The organism is Burkholderia sp. 4NA327C6, assembly GCF_005502655.1.
Classification (GTDB): Bacteria; Pseudomonadota; Gammaproteobacteria; order Burkholderiales; family Burkholderiaceae; genus Burkholderia; species Burkholderia contaminans.
In genome coordinates this window covers 101,375-118,212 of record NZ_SCNZ01000012.1, presented here as the reverse complement: position 1 = coordinate 118,212, position 16,838 = coordinate 101,375, and the positions used below count along the sequence as shown (strand labels likewise).

At 68.2% G+C, this 16,838-nt stretch carries 17 protein-coding genes; 9 read left to right on the top strand and 8 right to left on the bottom strand.

The window, feature by feature from the left end:
• Positions 1-180 precede the first annotated feature (180 nt).
• Together FFS49_RS14900 and FFS49_RS14895 are read right to left on the bottom strand one after the other, a co-directional pair.
• Positions 181-1,461: a DUF3108 domain-containing protein gene (locus FFS49_RS14900; protein ID WP_105816737.1), complete on the bottom strand. Its 1,281-nt coding sequence runs from the start codon at positions 1,459-1,461 to the stop codon at positions 181-183.
• Between the two features lie 126 nt (positions 1,462-1,587).
• Positions 1,588-2,454 carry an IclR family transcriptional regulator gene (locus FFS49_RS14895; RefSeq protein ID WP_105816738.1) on the bottom strand — a complete coding sequence of 289 codons (867 nt, stop codon included), beginning with the start codon at positions 2,452-2,454 and terminating at the stop codon, positions 1,588-1,590.
• 130 nt (positions 2,455-2,584) lie between these two features.
• Between FFS49_RS14895 and FFS49_RS14890 the strand changes: the two genes are divergently transcribed.
• From FFS49_RS14890 to rfaE2, 6 genes are all read left to right on the top strand, one after another.
• Entirely contained in the window at positions 2,585-3,577 is a 993-nt protein-coding gene (locus FFS49_RS14890; protein ID WP_039346348.1) for a fumarylacetoacetate hydrolase family protein, read from the top strand.
• 137 nt (positions 3,578-3,714) lie between these two features.
• Positions 3,715-4,542, top strand: a complete 828-nt coding sequence (locus tag FFS49_RS14885) for an enoyl-CoA hydratase/isomerase family protein (protein WP_039346345.1) — start codon at positions 3,715-3,717, stop codon at positions 4,540-4,542.
• Positions 4,543-4,630: 88 nt separating this feature from the next.
• Positions 4,631-5,383, top strand: a complete 753-nt coding sequence (locus FFS49_RS14880) for a PhaM family polyhydroxyalkanoate granule multifunctional regulatory protein (protein WP_039346342.1) — start codon at positions 4,631-4,633, stop codon at positions 5,381-5,383.
• A gap of 24 nt (positions 5,384-5,407) precedes the next feature.
• Entirely contained in the window at positions 5,408-6,634 is a 1,227-nt protein-coding gene (locus FFS49_RS14875) for a patatin-like phospholipase family protein (protein ID WP_039346338.1), read from the top strand.
• 464 nt (positions 6,635-7,098) lie between these two features.
• Positions 7,099-7,977, top strand: coding sequence for a diiron oxygenase (locus tag FFS49_RS14865; protein ID WP_011353352.1), 879 nt, complete (start codon positions 7,099-7,101; stop codon positions 7,975-7,977).
• A gap of 150 nt (positions 7,978-8,127) precedes the next feature.
• The gene (gene rfaE2, locus FFS49_RS14860) at positions 8,128-8,613 is read left to right on the top strand and encodes a D-glycero-beta-D-manno-heptose 1-phosphate adenylyltransferase (RefSeq protein WP_105816739.1); all 486 of its coding nucleotides are present in this window, start codon (positions 8,128-8,130) and stop codon (positions 8,611-8,613) included.
• Between the two features lie 16 nt (positions 8,614-8,629).
• Here the strand turns inward: rfaE2 and FFS49_RS14855 are convergent, their stop codons facing one another.
• From FFS49_RS14855 to FFS49_RS14845, 3 genes are all read right to left on the bottom strand, one after another.
• Positions 8,630-8,872, bottom strand: a complete 243-nt coding sequence (locus tag FFS49_RS14855) for a hypothetical protein (protein ID WP_105816740.1) — start codon at positions 8,870-8,872, stop codon at positions 8,630-8,632.
• A gap of 195 nt (positions 8,873-9,067) precedes the next feature.
• The gene (locus FFS49_RS14850) at positions 9,068-9,856 is read right to left on the bottom strand and encodes a type III pantothenate kinase (protein WP_105816741.1); all 789 of its coding nucleotides are present in this window, start codon (positions 9,854-9,856) and stop codon (positions 9,068-9,070) included.
• Entirely contained in the window at positions 9,853-10,773 is a 921-nt protein-coding gene (locus FFS49_RS14845) for a biotin--[acetyl-CoA-carboxylase] ligase (protein ID WP_105816742.1), read from the bottom strand. Before FFS49_RS14845 ends, FFS49_RS14850 begins: the two co-directional genes overlap by 4 nt.
• 469 nt (positions 10,774-11,242) lie before the next feature.
• On the opposite strand from FFS49_RS14845, the gene FFS49_RS14840 reads away from it, so the two are divergent.
• From FFS49_RS14840 to FFS49_RS14830, 3 genes are read left to right on the top strand one after another with little or no spacing between them, the layout of a single operon-like run.
• The gene (locus FFS49_RS14840; RefSeq protein ID WP_105816743.1) at positions 11,243-11,797 is read left to right on the top strand and encodes a hypothetical protein; all 555 of its coding nucleotides are present in this window, start codon (positions 11,243-11,245) and stop codon (positions 11,795-11,797) included.
• The gene (locus FFS49_RS14835; protein WP_171026765.1) at positions 11,784-12,458 is read left to right on the top strand and encodes a M35 family metallo-endopeptidase; all 675 of its coding nucleotides are present in this window, start codon (positions 11,784-11,786) and stop codon (positions 12,456-12,458) included. Before FFS49_RS14840 ends, FFS49_RS14835 begins: the two co-directional genes overlap by 14 nt.
• A gap of 49 nt (positions 12,459-12,507) precedes the next feature.
• Entirely contained in the window at positions 12,508-12,879 is a 372-nt protein-coding gene (locus FFS49_RS14830; RefSeq protein WP_171026764.1) for an OmpA family protein, read from the top strand.
• A gap of 67 nt (positions 12,880-12,946) precedes the next feature.
• On the opposite strand, the gene FFS49_RS14825 is transcribed toward FFS49_RS14830, so the two are convergent.
• The 3 genes from FFS49_RS14825 to FFS49_RS14815 all read right to left on the bottom strand — a co-directional run bounded on the left by FFS49_RS14825 (position 12,947) and on the right by FFS49_RS14815 (position 16,674).
• Positions 12,947-13,507, bottom strand: coding sequence for a hypothetical protein (locus tag FFS49_RS14825; RefSeq protein ID WP_105816746.1), 561 nt, complete (start codon positions 13,505-13,507; stop codon positions 12,947-12,949).
• Positions 13,508-13,750: 243 nt separating this feature from the next.
• On the bottom strand, positions 13,751-14,596 hold the full coding sequence (locus FFS49_RS14820; protein WP_105816747.1) for a tetratricopeptide repeat protein: 846 nt from the start codon (positions 14,594-14,596) through the stop codon (positions 13,751-13,753).
• An 8-nt stretch (positions 14,597-14,604) separates the two neighbouring features.
• The gene (locus FFS49_RS14815) at positions 14,605-16,674 is read right to left on the bottom strand and encodes a bifunctional 2',3'-cyclic-nucleotide 2'-phosphodiesterase/3'-nucleotidase (RefSeq protein ID WP_039346322.1); all 2,070 of its coding nucleotides are present in this window, start codon (positions 16,672-16,674) and stop codon (positions 14,605-14,607) included.
• Positions 16,675-16,838 lie beyond the last annotated feature (164 nt).

The window sequence follows — 16,838 nt, the reverse complement described above, 5'->3', positions numbered from 1 at the left end:
GCTTGCGCTGCACACCCCGTTCCCGTTTGCGTGGGGTGTATCGGTTAGAAGCCGATGTCTATGAAACGTTTCCCATTGTCTGCCGGTGGACTGAAATAGTTGTTAAAGAGTGTCATCGGCCGTTTCACGGAAATCTGTAATCGGTCGAAATTGCCGAATCGCGCGCATTGGCGCGCGAGTTCACTGTGTGACAGGCGATGTGACAGGCGAGGGCGCGGGCGGTGCAGCCGGTTGTGCCGGCGGTTGCACGGTGGCCGGCGGTGCGGGTTGTGCCGGTTCCGCAGCGGGAGCGGTCGATGCGTCCGGCGCCGGTGCACCGGCGGGCGCATGCGTTGCGCCGCCTGCCGGTGTTTCATCGGACGGCGCGCCCGGCGCCGCGAGCCGGCCATGCCACAACAGCTCGATCTGTGCGCCGTTCGGTTCGGTCTGCACGAGCCGCGCGGGCAGCCAGCCGAGCGACGGCGCGAGCCACATGTCGATGCGGCGCGTGTCGCCGTCGCGCCGCGGCAGGCGCATGAAGTGCCGCGCGCCGATGATGCCGGCCTGCGTCTGCACCTGCTCGTCGCCGATCACGGTGATCGGCCAGGTTTCGCCGCTGTTGTTGTCGATCACGAAGAACTGCTGCGTGACACCGGGCTTGTACGCAGACGGATTGCCGCGCACGAGCCCCGACAGCTGCATCAGCATGCTGAAGCGATCCTGCACGCCATCGGGCAGCGGTGCGTTGTTCGGCGTGCGCGTGAACACGACCTGCCGGATCTCGCGGTTGAAGATCGCGATGTCTTCCGGCCGCTTGCCGCGCTTCTCGACGTAGCGGTCGGGCGCGACGCCGAACGCGTCGATGCGGCCCTCGCTGCGGTAGTTGAACGGGCCGACGAACGGCACGGGCATCGACACCGACAGGTCGTAGGTGCGCCCGTCGGTGCGCCAGTGGATCGTGCCGATCATGTTCTGCATGCCGTTGTAGAACGTGTCGTACTGCAGGTCGCCGGACGGCGGCGCGGCGAATTTCACGCCGTTCGTCGCGGGGCCCGGTGTCGAGGCGCTGGCGGCACCGGCAGCCGACGCGGCATGCACGCCCGATGCGGCAGGCACGCCACTCGCTGCGGACGCGGCGGCCGGCGGCTCGCCGTGTTCGTCCGTCTGCGTCGATGTGAGGACGGGCTCAGGCGCGGGTTTCGGTGCGGCGGCCTTCGGGGCAGCCGGGGCGGGCGCGGCCGGCCGCTCGACCGGCTTCGGCGCAGGCGGCGCGGGCTGGCGCTCGATCGGCTGCGGTTTCAGCAGCTCGATCTGCACGGGCACTTCGGCGGGCGCGGGCGGCGTGAACGCGTCGCGGTTGCGCATCAGCCAGAACGCGGCAAGCGCGTGCAGCACCAGCACGAGGACGAGCGCAATGCCCACGCGCAGCCAGTGGCGGGGCAAGGCGTGACTCGGGCGGGTGTCGGCAGGCTGCATGGGCATCGGAACAGGATCGGGGCGTCGCGTGACGTCGGGTGCGCAGCGCGCGCCACAGGAATCGGACTGTCGACTGCGCCGCGCGTTCGCGCCGCTTGACGGGCAGGCGCCGGGGGGCGGGTGCCGGATGCGTCAGGCGTCGCGTGCGTCGGGACTATAGCCGAGTTCGTAAGACAGTTTCTGCGCGCAGGCGCGCAGCGCGGTGTCGATCTCGCCGCCCCATGCGATGTCGAACGAGCCTTCCTGGCCGAGCGCGACGATCGCGAGCGCGAGTTCGCCGACCGCATCGAACACGGGCATGCAGAACGCGTGGATCGTCGGCAGCAGCATCCCCTCGACGCGCGCGGCCTCGTGCCGGCGTACGTCGGCGAGCACGGCGTCGACCTCGTCGAGCGTGCGCGGGCCGCCGTGATGCGGCGAGCGGCGCGTATCGGCGAGTTCGCGCTCGAGCATCGCGGCGGTCTTGCTGCGCGGCAGGTACGCGGCGAACAGCAGCCCCGTCGCGGAGCCGAGCAGCGGCATCACGTCGCCGAGCTTCAGCGACGCCTTCGCCGGGTGGCTCGATTCCATCCAGTGCACGATCGTCGGCCCCTGGTTGCCCCATACCGCGATGCCGACCGTCTGGTCGAGGCGGTCGCGGAATTCGGTCAGTGCGATCCGCGCGAGCTTCACGCCGTCGACGCGCGCGAGCCGCGCGAGCCCCATCTGCAGCGCGAAGCCGCCGAGCTCGTAGCGGCCCGAGACGGGGTCCTGCGACACCACGCCGAGCCGCGAGAAGCTGACCAGGTAGCGGTGCGCCTTCGCAGGACTCATGCCCGCGCGCTGCGCGAGGTCGCGCAGCATCATCGCGCGCGGCTCGCTCGTCAGCACGTCGAGCAGGCGGAAGCCGACCTCGATCGACTGGATGCCGGAACGGACCTTCTCGCCGTGCTCGCCGGAAGCGGCGTCATCGGTGTCGGAGTCGGCGAGATCGTCGTCGCGAAGCGGGCTGGCGGGCATGGGCGGCAGGTGCGCGAAAAGGCGGCAGGAATTGGGGAGAAAACAGCGCGCACAATCGCAGCGCGCCGCAGGGATTCACCATCGTAAAATAGATTCCCTCCATCGTCACTACAACGGCAGAGTCCCCCTTATGAAACTTGCTTCGCTGAAGGACGGCACGCGCGACGGCCAGCTGATCGTCGTGTCGCGCGACCTGCACACCGCGGCGATCGCCGATGCGATCGCGCCGACGCTGCAGCGCGTCCTCGACGACTGGGCGTTCTACGCGCCGCAACTGCGCGACCTGTACGACGCGCTGAACCACGGCCGCGCGCGCAACGCGTTCGCGTTCGATCCGGCCAACTGCATGGCGCCGCTGCCGCGCGCGTTCCAGTGGGCCGACGGCTCCGCGTACGTGAACCACGTCGAGCTCGTGCGCCGCGCGCGTGGTGCCGAGATGCCGCCCGAATTCTGGACCGACCCGCTGATGTACCAGGGCGGCAGCGACGATTTTCTCGGAGCCCGCGACGACGTCGTGTGCCCGTCCGAGGAATGGGGCATCGATTTCGAGGCGGAAGTCGCGGTGATCACCGGCGACGTGCGGATGAGCGCGACGCCCGACGAAGCGCTGAAGGCCGTGCGGCTCGTGACGCTGGTGAACGACGTGTCGCTGCGCAACCTGATTCCGGCCGAGCTCGCGAAGGGCTTCGGCTTCTTCCAGAGCAAGCCGGCCACCGCGTTCGCACCGGTCGCCGTGACGCCCGACGAGCTCGGCGACGAATGGCGTGAAGGCCGCGTGCACCGGCCGATGATCGTCCACTGGAACGGCAAGAAGGTCGGCCAGCCCGATGCCGGCACCGACATGGTGTTCCACTTCGGCCAGCTGATTGCGCACGCGGCGAAGACGCGTAACCTGCGCGCCGGCTCGATCGTCGGCTCGGGCACGGTGTCGAACAAGGACGCGAAGCGCGGCTACTGCTGCATCGCCGAGAAGCGCTGCCTCGAGACGATCGAGCACGGCGCGCCGCAGACGGAATTCATGCGCTACGGCGACACCGTGCGCATCGAGATGTTCGACACGGCCGGCAAGTCGATCTTCGGCGCGATCGAGCAGTCGGTCGCGCCGCCCGACGGCGCGGCGTAAGTCACGCGGAGCACGCAGCGCGCCGCTTTCGCGAAACCCGGGCCCGGCCCGCGCGCCGGGTTTCGCCTGATGTTTGCCCGCGCGGGCTTGGCTACACTCGATTCAGGGGTTCGAGAACCTCGAGCAAGGAGGAGCGCATGGCCGATCTCGCCGCGTACGGCGGTTACGAAGCACTGAAGGTGACGCGCCGTGACCACGGCGTGCTCGACATCGTGATGAGCGGCGAGGGCGCGAACCGCAGCGGCCTCGCGACCGCGAACGCACGCATGCATCGCGAGCTCGCCGACATCTGGCGCGACGTCGACCGCGATCCCGACACGCGCGTCGCGGTGATCCGCGGCGAAGGCAAGGGCTTCTCGGCGGGCGGCGACCTCGCGCTCGTCGAGGACATGGCGAACGACTTCGACGTGCGTGCCCGCGTATGGCGCGAGGCGCGCGACCTCGTCTACAACGTGATCAACTGCAGCAAGCCGATCGTCTCGGCGATGCATGGCCCGGCCGTCGGCGCGGGGCTCGTCGCCGGGCTGCTCGCCGACATCTCGATCGCCGCGAAGGATGCGCGCATCATCGACGGTCACACGCGGCTCGGCGTCGCGGCCGGCGATCACGCGGCGATCGTGTGGCCGCTGCTGTGCGGGATGGCGAAGGCGAAGTACTACCTGATGCTGTGCGAGCCGGTGAGCGGCGAGGAGGCCGAGCGGATCGGGCTGGTGTCGCTCGCGGTCGAGCCGGCCGATCTGCTGCCGAAGGCCTACGAAGTGGCCGAGCGGCTCGCGCACGGTTCGCAGTCGGCGATCCGCTGGACCAAGTACGCATTGAACAACTGGCTGCGCACGGCCGGCCCGACCTTCGATACGTCGCTGGCGCTCGAATTCATGGGCTTTTCCGGGCCCGACGTGCAGGAAGGCATCCGCTCGCTGCGCGAGCGCCGCCCGCCCGAATTCCCCGGCGACGCGCCGTTCTGACACGCGCCGGCGCTATGATCGACCCAGGCGCGGCTCGCGCGACGCATGGCGGCCGCCTCGCTCTCACCCAGTCAACCAGGATGCCCGTATGACGACCGATGCCTCCGGCTCCAACCCTTTCGCCGGCTTTGCCGGCTTCAAGCCCGCCGACATGATGGACCGGATGTGGGACATGATGCGGATGTCGCCGTTCGGCGGGATGACGTCGTTCCCGGGCGCCACGCAAGGGCTGCCGCCGTCGCTGTCGAGCATGTCCGACATGATGGCGCCGCTTACGAGCGTCGAGGAACTCGACAAGCGGATCACCGATCTGCGCGCGGTCGAGCAGTGGCTGAAGCTCAATCTCGGGATGCTGCAGTCGGCGATCCAGGCGCTCGAGGTGCAGCGCGCGACGCTCGCGACGCTGCGTGCGTTCGGCGCGTTCGCGCAGAGCTCGATGTCGGCGGCCGAGGAAGCGGCCGTCGCGGCCGCGCATGCGGCGAAACACGCGTCGGGCGATGCATCGCCGGCACCGGAAGCCGACGCGTCGGATGCGGCGGCGGGCGACGCCGCGCAGCAGGCCTTCGACCCGTCGGGCTGGTGGAACCTGCTGCAGTCGCAGTTCAACCAGCTCGCGAGCCTCGCGATGGCGCAGCCGGGCATGCAGCCCGCCGCGCCGGGCGATGCGCCGCCGGACGCGGCCGCTTCGCCGGAGCCGGCCGCAAAGCCGGCGCCGGCCGCCGCCGCGCCGCGCAAGCCTGCCGCGAAGCGCGCGAAGTCCGCCGGTTCGGCCGGCTCGGCCGCGGCGCGTGCGGCTGCCGCTTCGTCGCCCGAAACCCGTCCGCCGAAGCGTTCGACGTGACGCGGCGCAGGTAGCAGGTCGATCATGCGGCTCGCGCTCGTTCTGATGGGAGGCGGCGCACGCGCCGCCTATCAGGTCGGCGTGCTGAAAGCGCTGGCCGAGATCGCGCGCGAGGCCGATCCGTTGCGGCACACGCTGCCGTTCGCGGTCGTGTGCGGCTCGTCGGCCGGCGCGATCAACGCGACGTCGATCGCGAGCCACGCGGACGACTTTTCCCATGGCGTGCGGCGCCTGCTCGAATTCTGGGAGCCGCTGCGCGCCGACTACGTCTATCGCACCGACTGGCTCGGCATCGCGGCCGCCGGCGCACGCTGGCTGGCGACGATGACCTTCGGCTGGGCGGCCCGCCGCTCGCCGCGCGGGTTGCTCGACAATGCGCCGCTCGCGCATCTGTTGCAGCGCGAGCTGAGCTTCCACCGGATCGAGCAGATGCTCGAGGCGCGCCTGCTGCACGCGCTCGCGGTGACGGCGCTCAGCTATTCGAGCGGGCGCCACCTCACGTTCTACCAGGCGGCGCAGCCGATCCAGGCGTGGCGGCGCGCGCAGCGCACCGCGCGGCTCGTCGACCTGTCGGCGTCGCACCTGCTCGCGTCGTCGGCGATTCCGTTCGTGTTCCCGGCCGTGCCGCTCGTGCTCGACGGACAGATCGAATACTTCGGCGACGGGTCGATCCGGCAGATTGCGCCGCTGTCGCCGGCCATTCACTTCGGCGCGGACCGGATCGTCGTGGTCGGCGCGGCCGACCCGCGGCCCGAGATTCCGGCCGCGAACGGCCACGGGCTGGTGCGCGGCTACCCGACGCTCGCGCAGATCGGCCAGCAGGTGCTCGCGAGCGTGTTCCTCGACTCGATCGGCTCGGATATCGAGCGCATCGAGCACATCAACCGGATGATCGAGCACCTGCCGCACCAGGTCGAGGTGGACAGCGGCTGGCGGCACGTCGACGTGCTCGCGATCGCGCCGTCCGAGCGCATCGAGCTGATCGCCGCGAAGCACCTGAAGCAGATGCCGGCGACGATGCGCGGGCTGCTCGGCGCGATCGGCGGCAGCCAGCCGGCCGGCGCGTCGTTCGCGAGCTACCTGCTGTTCGAGGAGGCATTTACGCGTGAACTGATCGAGCTCGGCTACCGCGACGGGCGCGCGCAGCGCGACACGCTGGCCGGCTGGATTGCGCAGGCGGACGGCGGCAGCGCACCGGCCGCCGGCATGCCGCCGGAAGACGGACTCGCGACCGGCGAAATACGGGTCTGATGCTTGCAGGACAATGTAAGGTTGCGTTTTCGCGACGGTCGGCCGCGACCGATCGCCGCACCGTGATTGGCGGCGCACGACCGGGCGGGCGTCTCGGAACCGTCATGCACGCGTGATATCATGGCCGCCGCCGTATACACCATATCGAGCAGCCCGCCGATCCGGCATCCGCACGGGACCTTTCGGGGAACCCGCCTGGGGCAGGGGACGGGCGCGCCAACGAGCCGGCCAGCGCCGGCCCCCACTCAGGCAAGCGTGCAGCCGGTTCCGTTCGCGGAGCGGCTGCGGCATGCCGCAACGGCGGCGCGCGGCCGCCCGGTTGCCGGACGAGGAATCACCGTCCGGCGGGCCGGTTTCCCGCGTAAAATTTGAGTCTTGGCTGCAAAAGGCGCGCTCGGGCGTGCTTGCGCGGCAACAGTCACGTTTAGAGAAGTCGCATTGCGCAGAACAGGGGTGGGACCATCATGAACACGATGCTTTATCCGGAACTTTACCGATCGCTCGAAGCCGTCCGCTGGGACATGGAGAAGGACATTCCGTGGGACAAGTTCGACGCTTCGCTGCTCACCGACGAGCAGGCGAAGACGATCAAGATGAACGCGATCACCGAATGGTCGGCGCTGCCCGCGACGGAAATGTTCCTGCGCGACAACCAGCACGACAGCGACTTTTCCGCGTTCATGAGCGTGTGGTTCTTCGAAGAGCAGAAGCATTCGCTCGTGCTGATGGAATACCTGCGCCGCTTCAAGCCGGAAATGGTGCCGACCGAAGAGGAGCTGCACGCGGTGCGCTTCCAGTTCGACCCGGCGCCGCCGCTCGAGACGCTGATGCTGCACTTCTGCGGCGAGATCCGCCTGAACCACTGGTACCGTTGCGCGGCCGACTGGCACACCGAGCCGGTCATCAAGCAGATCTACGAAACGATCTCGCGCGATGAAGCACGCCACGGCGGCGCGTACCTGCGCTACATGAAGAAGGCGCTGAACAACTGCGGCGACGTCGCACGTGCCGCGTTCGCGAAGATCGGCGTGCTGATGGCGTCGGCGCGCCGCACCGAGAAGCCGCTGCACCCGACCAACCTGCACGTGAACCAGGCGCTGTTCCCGCGCGACACCGTGCAGTCGCGCCTGCCGGATCCGGAATGGCTCGAGCGCTGGCTCGACGAGCAGATCCGCTTCGACGGCGAGTGGGAAAAGAAGGTCGTCGAGCGGATCCTGCACAACCTGTCGATCCTGTTCGAGCGCACGTTCGCGACCGCACAGGAGCTGAACCGCTACCGCAAGGAAGTCACCGGCCGCCTGCAGGCCGAAAGCGGCCCGTCGTCGGCCGCGCAGCCGGCCTGAGGCCGGTTGGCGCCGCAGCCGGCGTGAATCGCGCCGGCCGCGTCGCGTGATGTCGTACCCGTTGCATGAAGCCCGCCCGGTCAGTCCGGCGGGCTTTTTATCTGGCGCCGCCGCCGCGTGCGCAGTTGCCCATTCCGCCCGACTTCCATCATGTCCGCCATCTTCGAACGCAAGCTGATCACCCGTGATGCCCTCGTCGCCCTGCGCGCCACGCTGCCGTCGCCCGTCGTGTTCACCAACGGCGTGTTCGACATCCTGCATCGCGGCCACGTCACGTATCTCGCCGACGCGAAAGCGCTCGGCGCATGCCTGATCGTCGGCGTGAACAGCGACGCGTCGGTACGCATGCTCGGCAAGGGCGACGACCGGCCGATCAATCGCGAGGAAGACCGCGCGGCGCTGCTCGCGGCGCTGGAAAGCGTCGACTGGGTCGTGACGTTCGAGGAAAAGACGCCCGTGTCGCTGATCGAGGCCGTGCGGCCGGACATCCTCGTGAAGGGCGGCGACTACGACATGGATGCGTTGCCGGAATCGGCGCTGGTGCGTGCCTGGGGTGGCCGGGCGCTGGCGATTCCGTTCGAGCACGATCGCTCGACCACCGCGTTGCTGAAGAAGGTGCGCGCGCAGCAGTCCTGAGCGCGGCCCGGCGCCGTCAGGGCGCGGATGCTGCGAGCGGCTCGGCGGTGACGCCCGGCGGCGCGATCGGGCCGCCGATGACGGGCTGGTCGGTCGCCTGCGCGAGCGGCGTCACGCGCAGCGCCTCGGGCTGCACCTGCCGCGCCAGCACGCCGGGTTCGCGCGGGCCGGCCGCCGGCAGCGGCCCGAACACGCCGCGCGCCACCACGAACGCAAGCATGTTGGCGAGAAAGAGAACAGCGATCAGCCAGCGCAGCATCGTCGACACTCCTCGTCGTCATTGAAGTGGTTCACGTCATTCAATCGGGCCGGCCGCATCGCCGGCTATTTCATGCGTCCCGTTGACCGCGCGTGCGGGCTGCCGTCATGGCGCGGCCCGTCTCCACCGTCATCGTGACGCAGGCCCGAACGGGCGCATGTTGCCGTGCGCCGGCGCGATGCCGGCGCCTTTCCGTCACGCCTGCGCCGCCGCTTCCGCGGCGATCAGCGCGAGCCCGGACAGGATCAGCGCATCGTGCCGCGTATGCGGGAGCGTCAGCGCTCGCGCGACGTCGTCCGCCGCGCCGCCGGCCAGCACGAGCCGCACGGGCGCCTGCCATGCATCCGCGAGATCGCGCCACGCGCGTTCGATCAGCCCGGCCTGCGCGTACAGGCAACCGGCCGACAGCGAGCGCGGCGTGTCGACCTGGAACGGTTCGGCCTGCGCACCCGCGAGCAGGCCGCTCGCGATGTCGGTGGTCAGCGTCGGCAACTGCGCGGTGTGCGTGCCGAGCGCGCGCATCATCAGTGCCCAGCCCGGTGCGATCAGCCCGCCCGTGAAGCGGCCGTCCGCGCGCAGCGCCTCGAGCGTCGTCGCGGTGCCGAACGTCGCGATCAGCAGGTGCTCGCCCGGAAACGCCGCGTGCGCGCCGATCAGGCCGGCCCAGCGGTCGCTGCCGAGCTGGTCGGGCGTCGTATAGCCGTTCGTCACGCCGCATTGCGTCTGACGCGAGCGTATCGTCGTGCGCGGCAGGCCGGGCCAGCGTGCGTCGAGCAGCGTGTCGAGCCGGGCGGCTACCTCGGCGCCCGCGACGTTCGAGATCCATGCGCCGCGCGGACGCGGCAGCGTCGACCAGTCCGGATCGGCGCCGCCGTCGCGTGTGTGGCCGAACGCGCCCGTCTCGACGAGCGTGCGCTGCGCATCGGCGAGCGCCCACTTGATCCGGCTGTTGCCGGCGTCGATCAGCAGGTGCGGCTCGTTCATTGCGCTTCGCGTAGCGACACGTCGCCGGCGGCGATCGCCTGCACGCCGTCCGGCGTATCGAGCAGCAGCTGGCCGGTCGCGTCGATGCCCGTCGCGATGCCGCGCACGCGTTCGACACCCTGTTCGAGCAGGACGACTTCGCGCCCCGCGTACGCGTGCAGCGCGTGCCAGCGCGGCAGGAACGGCGCGAGCCCTTCGGCGCCGAACTGCGCGAGCGCCGGTGTGAGCGCATTCAGCGACGCGGCGAGCGTATCGGTCAGGTTGGCCGATGCGCACGCGATCGACAGCGCGGCGGGCGGCAGCCCGCTCGCGAGCGTCGCTTCGCGCGCACGCAGCGCGTCGACCTGCGCGGCGACGGCCTCCGCGCCGCGCACGTTGATGCCGAAGCCGATCACGACGGCGGTGGCGTCGGCGGTGGTCCACGCGGTTTCGATCAGGATCCCGGCGAGCTTGCCGACGATGCGTGGCGTGCCGTCGTCGGTGGCGGTCAGCAGCAGGTCGTTCGGCCATTTGAGCGCGACGCGCGTATGGGCGTCGAGCGGCAGCGTGGCCAGCCCTTCGGCGAGCGCAACGCCGATCGCGATGCTGAGGCCGCCGAGTGCTTCGACGGGGCGCGGCACGATGCAGCCGACCGAGCACAGCAGCGCATTGCCGGGCTGCGCGAACCACGGGCGGCCCTGCCGGCCGCGGCCGGCCGTCTGCTCGAACGCGACGCGCACGAGCGGCGCGGGCAGCGCGTTCGCCTTGCGCGGCAGCGCCTTGAGCCGGGTCGCGACGTCGGCGTTGGTCGAGCCGGTGGCGGCGACGACGTCGAGCGGCCACGCACGCGGCGCGGCGTCCAGGTGCGCCTCGAGCCGGTTGCGCGCGATGTGCGCGTCGCCGGAATCGGGCGTGTCGGAGGAGGTGGGGGCGTTCATGGCGCCTATTGTAGCGACAGGGGGCGATGGCGCGTCGGCAAGCGGGGCGACGGTCATTTCCTCGTGCGGCAGGGACCGATGGATGCGCGACGCTTCGCGCGAATGTGTTCGTGACGAATCGAGAGAAGTTGCATTCGGGTAGTCGAGTGCATATGAGCTGGAATCACCGTAGCTCCGACATTCCGATTGATCGATCGACGAAACGTCGTCGACCGATATCGATTGATCGGAATTTCGAATTCGTATGATGGATTTCTTTGTGTCGACCGTGCATTTTGGTGCGAGGAGATTTGCGCGGATAGCGACGAGAGGGAATCCGGATGAATGGTGGAGAGAAATGGTTACGCGGGCCTTCGTTGGTTGGCGTCGGCCGGTATGCCGCTGGCAGACTGACGTCTGTCGAATGGGCGGCGCCCGGTACTTTCGCGGATGAGCGTTGCTCGGGCGCGATGAGCCGAGACGACGCCGCATGATCCGCTATTTCCTCGCCAAGGGCGACCGGGGCGGCAGCGCGACGATCACCGAAGGACTGGAATGCGTCACGTGTTCCAATCCACCGCCGCGGGTGCAGATCGCCACGCTCTATATGAAGACCTACTGCACGGCTTGCAAGCAGGTGGGGTTTGTCGCGCCGAAAGGCCCCCGCTTGCCCGGCAGGGCACCGAATGGCCAAGGATGGGCGCTGAGCGGGGATATCAATGCATGTGGGTGCAGTCCGCCGCCTGTGTTCTATGCCGAACGGGGCATGAAGATGCGGGTCGGGGACGGGTCCACCGAGCGGAAAGGGCTGGGAGACGAACATTCTCACCTGCCCGTCGGTGGTGCGGAATGCGACGAGCAGTATGTATTGAAAAACGAGAAAACGGGGCAGCCTTTGGTCGGTGTGCCGTATCGAATACATACCAGTTCCGGACGTGTCTTCAGCGGTATGACTGATAGTGCCGGGCTCACACAGCGCGTAGCAACGCGCTACGCGGAGAAACTGAGAATTGAAATAGTGGAGCATGGCCATGCCGCACGATGACTACGAATACGTGACCGTGCATGACTCAGCCATGACGAATACGACGCATGGTTCGAAGATCGAGCTTTTATTGGCAGTCGACGGGCCGCCAATCTGCAAAAACATGACGGACGCGGAATTTCGGAAGAAAGTCCTGACGTTGCGCGACGATGCCGTAAAAATAATCACGCAGAGAGTCGACGAACTCCATGTCTGGAGAGAGCCTGCGCGGGCGAGAGTCAGAGAGTGGTTCGGGGTCGCCGACGAGCCCACTCGCGGTGCGCTGACGAACGGATTGGTGGCGTTGATCACAGTCATGAACGGATTGACGGCAAGGAATTTCGTTCGCTCCGATCCCGACCTTGATCGGGCTCTCGGCTGTACGCCAAATACCAAAAATCTAGACGGCGAAGTTGCGCACGTTTGCGGCCCCGATACCGCCACGCACACGATATCGATTTCCCCGAAGTTCTGTGAGCTTCCGGATACGAGTGCGGGTACGTTTTCCTCGATGCAACTGACCATTGTTCACGAGTGTGTGCATTTTCGGGATACATTCGGAGCGATTGACTACAAGAACACCTATGGACAATTTCTCAGCAGGCGGCTCGCCAAAGAGGTCCCGACAATGGCGATCAGGAATGCGGACAATATTGCGTGGTATATCTTGGGCATCGATTAGCCTTGTGGGGCTTTGTGCTTCAAGCGTCGTGTTTGCTTGCAGCTTTTCCTTGCAATACGCAAGTAGGCTCGACCTCGGCGTCGTGGCCATTTCAAATGCTGACCGGATTGCGCTCGCCAGCTTGTTGGTGACCGTTCGGAACAGTGCGGCCAACAATGGTCCCGTCGTGATCTACGGATATGCCGACGAGCATGAGCGCGACGCAATTTCGATCGCCCGTACTCGGGCGAATGCTGTCCGAGCGTATCTGCTCGATCTCGGCGTAGCAAAAGATCGGATTCACATGAACTCTAAAATCTGGCGAAGCAACTCCGTTGTTCCGTCGAGTAAACGCAATCAGATAGAAATAGAGTTCATTCCAGCGTGTTCATCGGAAGGTTGCGAGAATCCGTGCGGTACGGTCCTGCCGGAGCAGAAGTAACGACGCAAGGTATTCGCATGCGAGATTTTCCCGCAGTGGCGTTGCGTCGCGCCTGCGCTCCACGTCCTTAGCGCCGCATCTCAATCCGCTCCAGCGCCTTGATGTCCTCCTCGGACGTCATTTCGCACGCCAGCAGCGTCTTGCCCTTCAGTGCCGAGCCCTGACGGGCCGACACGAGGATCAGCGCACCGCCCGGGCCGCGGACCGTCAGCCGGCGCGAATAGCCGACGGTCGACGCGCCCAGCAGGTTGCCCTTCTCGAGGGTGAGCTGGTAGCGCTTCGCGAGCTGGTCGGCGACCTCGCCGTCCACGAGCACGCCGATCCCGGTACTGACGAACACGACCTGCTGCGTCGTGAAGCCATCGTGGTGGATCGGCTCCGGCAGGCGATAGACCGCGGCGCCCAGCATCGACTCGTCCGGTTTCGGATCGGCTGCCTTGGCGGTGTTGTAGATCGAGTCCATCAGGTCCGACGTGAACGGCGGCTTGCAAAGCGCGGCGTTGAAGATGTCGGGCTGGGCGGGCGGCGCGGCGAGTGCGGTGAGCGGGGCGGCGGCGATGGCAACGGCGACGGCGACGGCGACGGCGTCGACGGCAGCGGCACCACGCCAGGAAAGGCGATGGGACATGGATGCAGATCTCTCAGGTTTTATTGTGAGGCTGCATGTTAATGCATTGCCGCACGCCGAACGACCGGCATGGAGCGGCCCGACGGCGGCAATGCAAACGGCGCGCGGGCCCGCGCCCCGCGATCGATTCCGTTGCCGTGTGATCGATGCGCGGGGCGTCGCGGCATGCGCGTCATGCAGCCGGCGGGATGCCGGCGGGCTGCCGGTTCGCGCATGCGTGTGCGCCTGCGGGCGGAAGCATCGTCAAGGCGCGACGACCGGGTGCTTCAGCGCGTGCGCGGTCTCGATCCACTGCGCATGGAACTCGTCCGCGTCGGGCTTGAGCCCGAGCTCGCCGTTGCGATAGGCCATCGCGAGCGTCTGCACGGCTTCCGGCAGCTCGTGCTCGGCGGCGCGGCGATACAGCGCCAGCGCGCGCGCCTCGTCGCGCGGCACGCCGCTGCCTTCGCGGTACGCGTTCGCGAGCATGAAGTCCGCGGCCGGGATGTCCGCGCGCGACGCGACGTCGAACCAGTGCGCGGCCTGCACGGGATCGGCGGCGACGCCGTAACCGCTGCGATAGATCAGCCCGAGGTAATACGCGGCGGCCGGGTCGCCCTGCGCGGCCGCTTCGCCGAGCAGCGTGCGGGCGCGTGCATAGTCCTTCGGCATGTCGCTGCTGCCGAGCAGCAACGCCTTGCCGAGCGCGAGCTGCGCACGCCGCGCGGCCGGCGCGTCGGCCTTGCTGTTTGCTGCCGCGGCCGTTTCCAGCCAGCCGCGCCCCTCGTCGCGCAGGCCCGGTTCGCGCGCGTCGACGAGCGCGATGCCGAGCGCCGCCTGCGCGTCGCCCGAGCCGCCGCGCGCCAGCGTGCGCAACTGCGCGAGCGCGTGCGGCTCGGTGGCCTGCGTGACCATCGCCTGCCACTCGTCGAGCTGCGCGGCGCTCGGCGCGGGGCCGGCGCCGCGCAGGCCGGTCGCCGCGACGACGGCCGCGACGGTCACGGCCGCCACCGCGAGCAGCGCGGCCGGCGGAAGTTTCGCGCGCAGCAGGCGCCGCGCGGCGGCGGAGAGGCCGGTTTCGGCCGGCCGCATCGTCCGGATCGGTTGCATCGCGGGTCTCATTGCGTGAGGTCGATTTCGTAGGTGGCGAGGTTCTTGCCCGAGCCGTCGTCGGCCGCGACCTGCGTGATGCCGGTCAGGCCGGCCGCCGCCGCGTCGCCGAGGCGATTCGGCGCGGACGCGAACTGCACGTGCGCGACCGAGCTCGCGAGCTTCGTGAAGCGCCAGCTGCGCTGGGCGCCGTCGGCCGCGCGCGTGATTGCGCCGCGCTTCTTGATGAACGCGATCAGCACGTCGCGGTTCGCATCGGGCGACGCGAAGATCGTCTTGCTGCCGTCGAGGCCCGGGAAGTTGCCGCCGCCGCTCGCGCGGTAGTTGTTGGTCGCGACGATGAACTGCGCGTTCGGGTCGATCGCCGCACCCTTGTACGTCAGGTTCTTGATCCGGCTGCCGACCGGCTGCGTGACGTCGATTTCATACGCGAGATCGGCCGACGTGAACATGTCGAAGTTGTAGCCGGGGAACGTGCTGACGAGCGGCTGCACGGTCGCCTTGGTCGGGTCGATGCGGTTGAAGCGCTTCGCGGCTGTTTCGAGCCAGTTCTTCACGTCGGCGCCGCTCACCTTCACCGCGTACACGGTGTTCGGGTACAGGTACAGGTCGGCCGCGTTGTTGATCGCGAGCGCGCCCGGCGCGACGTCGGTGTAGTCGGTGCCGCCGCCGAAGCCGCTCTTGAACGGCGCGCTGACCGACAGCACCGGCAGCGACGCGTATTGCGGCAGGTTCGCCTGCACGTAGGTCTTCACGTAGTCGGCCTGCGCCTCGTTGACGATCTGGATCGCGCCCGGGTCGCCGACATCGGCGAAGTACGAGTTCATCCGGTAGTCGGTCGAGCCGATCGGCGTCTTCACGTAGTCGATCGTCGCCTGGTGCTCGGCCGCGATCGCGGCGGATACCGACGGATCGGCCGCGACGTAGCTCTTGTCGGCGTTCTGGATCGGCCGCGCCTCGACGGTCGTCTGCGACTTGTCGACGCTCCACGTCTTGCCGTCGAATTTCAGGCCGAGCTTGATCACGCCGAGGTGCTTGCCCCAGTAGTTGGCCATCACGGTCGGCACGCCGTTGACGGTGCCCTTGACCTTGTCGACGCCCGGCAGGTTGAACTGCGACACGGTGCTGTTCGCGTCCGGGAACACCTGGTGCGAGTGACCGATCAGCATCGCGTCGATGCCGGTCACCTTCGACAGCCACCAGCTGCCGTTCTCCATCGTCGGCGAATACGCGGAATTGTCGAGGCCGCCGTGCGAGATCGCGACGACGAGATCGGCGCCCTTCGCGCGCATCTCAGGAATGTATTTCTCGGCGGCTTCCTTCAGGCCGGTCGTGTAGACCTTGCCGTCGAGCCAGCGCTTGTCCCAACTCATGATCGCGGGCGGCGTGAAGCCGATGATGCCGATCTTCACGGGCGCGCTGACGGTCTTGCCGTCCGGCGTCGTCGCGGTCACGGTGCGGGTCAGGATCGTGTACGGCGTGAACAGCGGCGCGTTGGTCTTCGCGCTGATCACGTTCGCGAGCACCTGCGGGAAGTTCGGGCCCGCGCATTTCTTCTGCTGGGCCGGCGCCGGCAAGCCGTCGACCTCGAACGTGTTGCCGGTCACCTGCGACAGGTACGGCAGCCCGTAGTTGAATTCGTGATTGCCGATCCCGCCGCCGTCGAATTTCGCCGCGTTCATCACCTTGTAGATCGCGAGCGTCTGGTCGCAGCCGACCGGCTTCACGAGCGCCTGGTAGTCCGACAGCGCGGTGCCCTGGATCGTGTCGCCGTTGTCGAGCAGCAGCGTGTTCGGATACTGCGCGCGCGCTTGCGCGATCAGCGTCGACACGCGCTCGAAGCCGAGCGAGTTGTCGGCGGCGAGCTTGAAATAGTCGTACGACAGCACGTTGGTGTGCAGGTCGGTCGTCTCGAGCAGGGCGAGCGTGGCCGTCGTGCCGACGGGCGCCTGGGCCGCCGGCGGCGTTACCGGCTGCGAGGTGACGTCGTCGCCGCCACAGGCGGCGAGGATGAAGGCGAGGCTGGCGAGCGCGGCGATGGCCGGCACGCGACGGCGGGAAAGCAGGGGGAGACGCATCGGTTGTCCTGTTCGGTGTTCTGTTTTATGGAATGCGAGAGTCGCAACGCATGGCGGCGCGGGGCGCCGACGGCCTGAGGTGCGGCGCGTGAGAGTATCGAAAGGAATCGTGACGGAAGAATGAAAGGTGACGAAGCCGGCAACGGGCCGGCGGCGTCGGCTCT

Excerpts from the sequence above, each read along its gene's own strand:
- FFS49_RS14820 (WP_105816747.1), bottom strand. The coding sequence starts at position 14,596 with ATGCAACCGATCCGGACGATGCGGCCGGCCGAAACCGGCCTCTCCGCC.
- FFS49_RS14880 (WP_039346342.1), top strand. The coding sequence starts at position 4,631 with ATGACGACCGATGCCTCCGGCTCCAACCCTTTCGCCGGCTTTGCCGGC.
- FFS49_RS14850 (WP_105816741.1), bottom strand. The coding sequence starts at position 9,856 with ATGAACGAGCCGCACCTGCTGATCGACGCCGGCAACAGCCGGATCAAG.
- FFS49_RS14825 (WP_105816746.1), bottom strand. The coding sequence starts at position 13,507 with ATGTCCCATCGCCTTTCCTGGCGTGGTGCCGCTGCCGTCGACGCCGTC.
- FFS49_RS14890 (WP_039346348.1), top strand. The coding sequence starts at position 2,585 with ATGAAACTTGCTTCGCTGAAGGACGGCACGCGCGACGGCCAGCTGATC.
- FFS49_RS14865 (WP_011353352.1), top strand. The coding sequence starts at position 7,099 with ATGAACACGATGCTTTATCCGGAACTTTACCGATCGCTCGAAGCCGTC.
- FFS49_RS14840 (WP_105816743.1), top strand. The coding sequence starts at position 11,243 with ATGATCCGCTATTTCCTCGCCAAGGGCGACCGGGGCGGCAGCGCGACG.
- FFS49_RS14855 (WP_105816740.1), bottom strand. The coding sequence starts at position 8,872 with ATGCTGCGCTGGCTGATCGCTGTTCTCTTTCTCGCCAACATGCTTGCG.
- FFS49_RS14895 (WP_105816738.1), bottom strand. The coding sequence starts at position 2,454 with ATGCCCGCCAGCCCGCTTCGCGACGACGATCTCGCCGACTCCGACACC.
- FFS49_RS14885 (WP_039346345.1), top strand. The coding sequence starts at position 3,715 with ATGGCCGATCTCGCCGCGTACGGCGGTTACGAAGCACTGAAGGTGACG.
- FFS49_RS14835 (WP_171026765.1), top strand. The coding sequence starts at position 11,784 with ATGCCGCACGATGACTACGAATACGTGACCGTGCATGACTCAGCCATG.
- rfaE2 (WP_105816739.1), top strand. The coding sequence starts at position 8,128 with ATGTCCGCCATCTTCGAACGCAAGCTGATCACCCGTGATGCCCTCGTC.
- FFS49_RS14845 (WP_105816742.1), bottom strand. The coding sequence starts at position 10,773 with ATGAACGCCCCCACCTCCTCCGACACGCCCGATTCCGGCGACGCGCAC.
- FFS49_RS14815 (WP_039346322.1), bottom strand. The coding sequence starts at position 16,674 with ATGCGTCTCCCCCTGCTTTCCCGCCGTCGCGTGCCGGCCATCGCCGCG.
- FFS49_RS14875 (WP_039346338.1), top strand. The coding sequence starts at position 5,408 with ATGCGGCTCGCGCTCGTTCTGATGGGAGGCGGCGCACGCGCCGCCTAT.
- FFS49_RS14900 (WP_105816737.1), bottom strand. The coding sequence starts at position 1,461 with ATGCCCATGCAGCCTGCCGACACCCGCCCGAGTCACGCCTTGCCCCGC.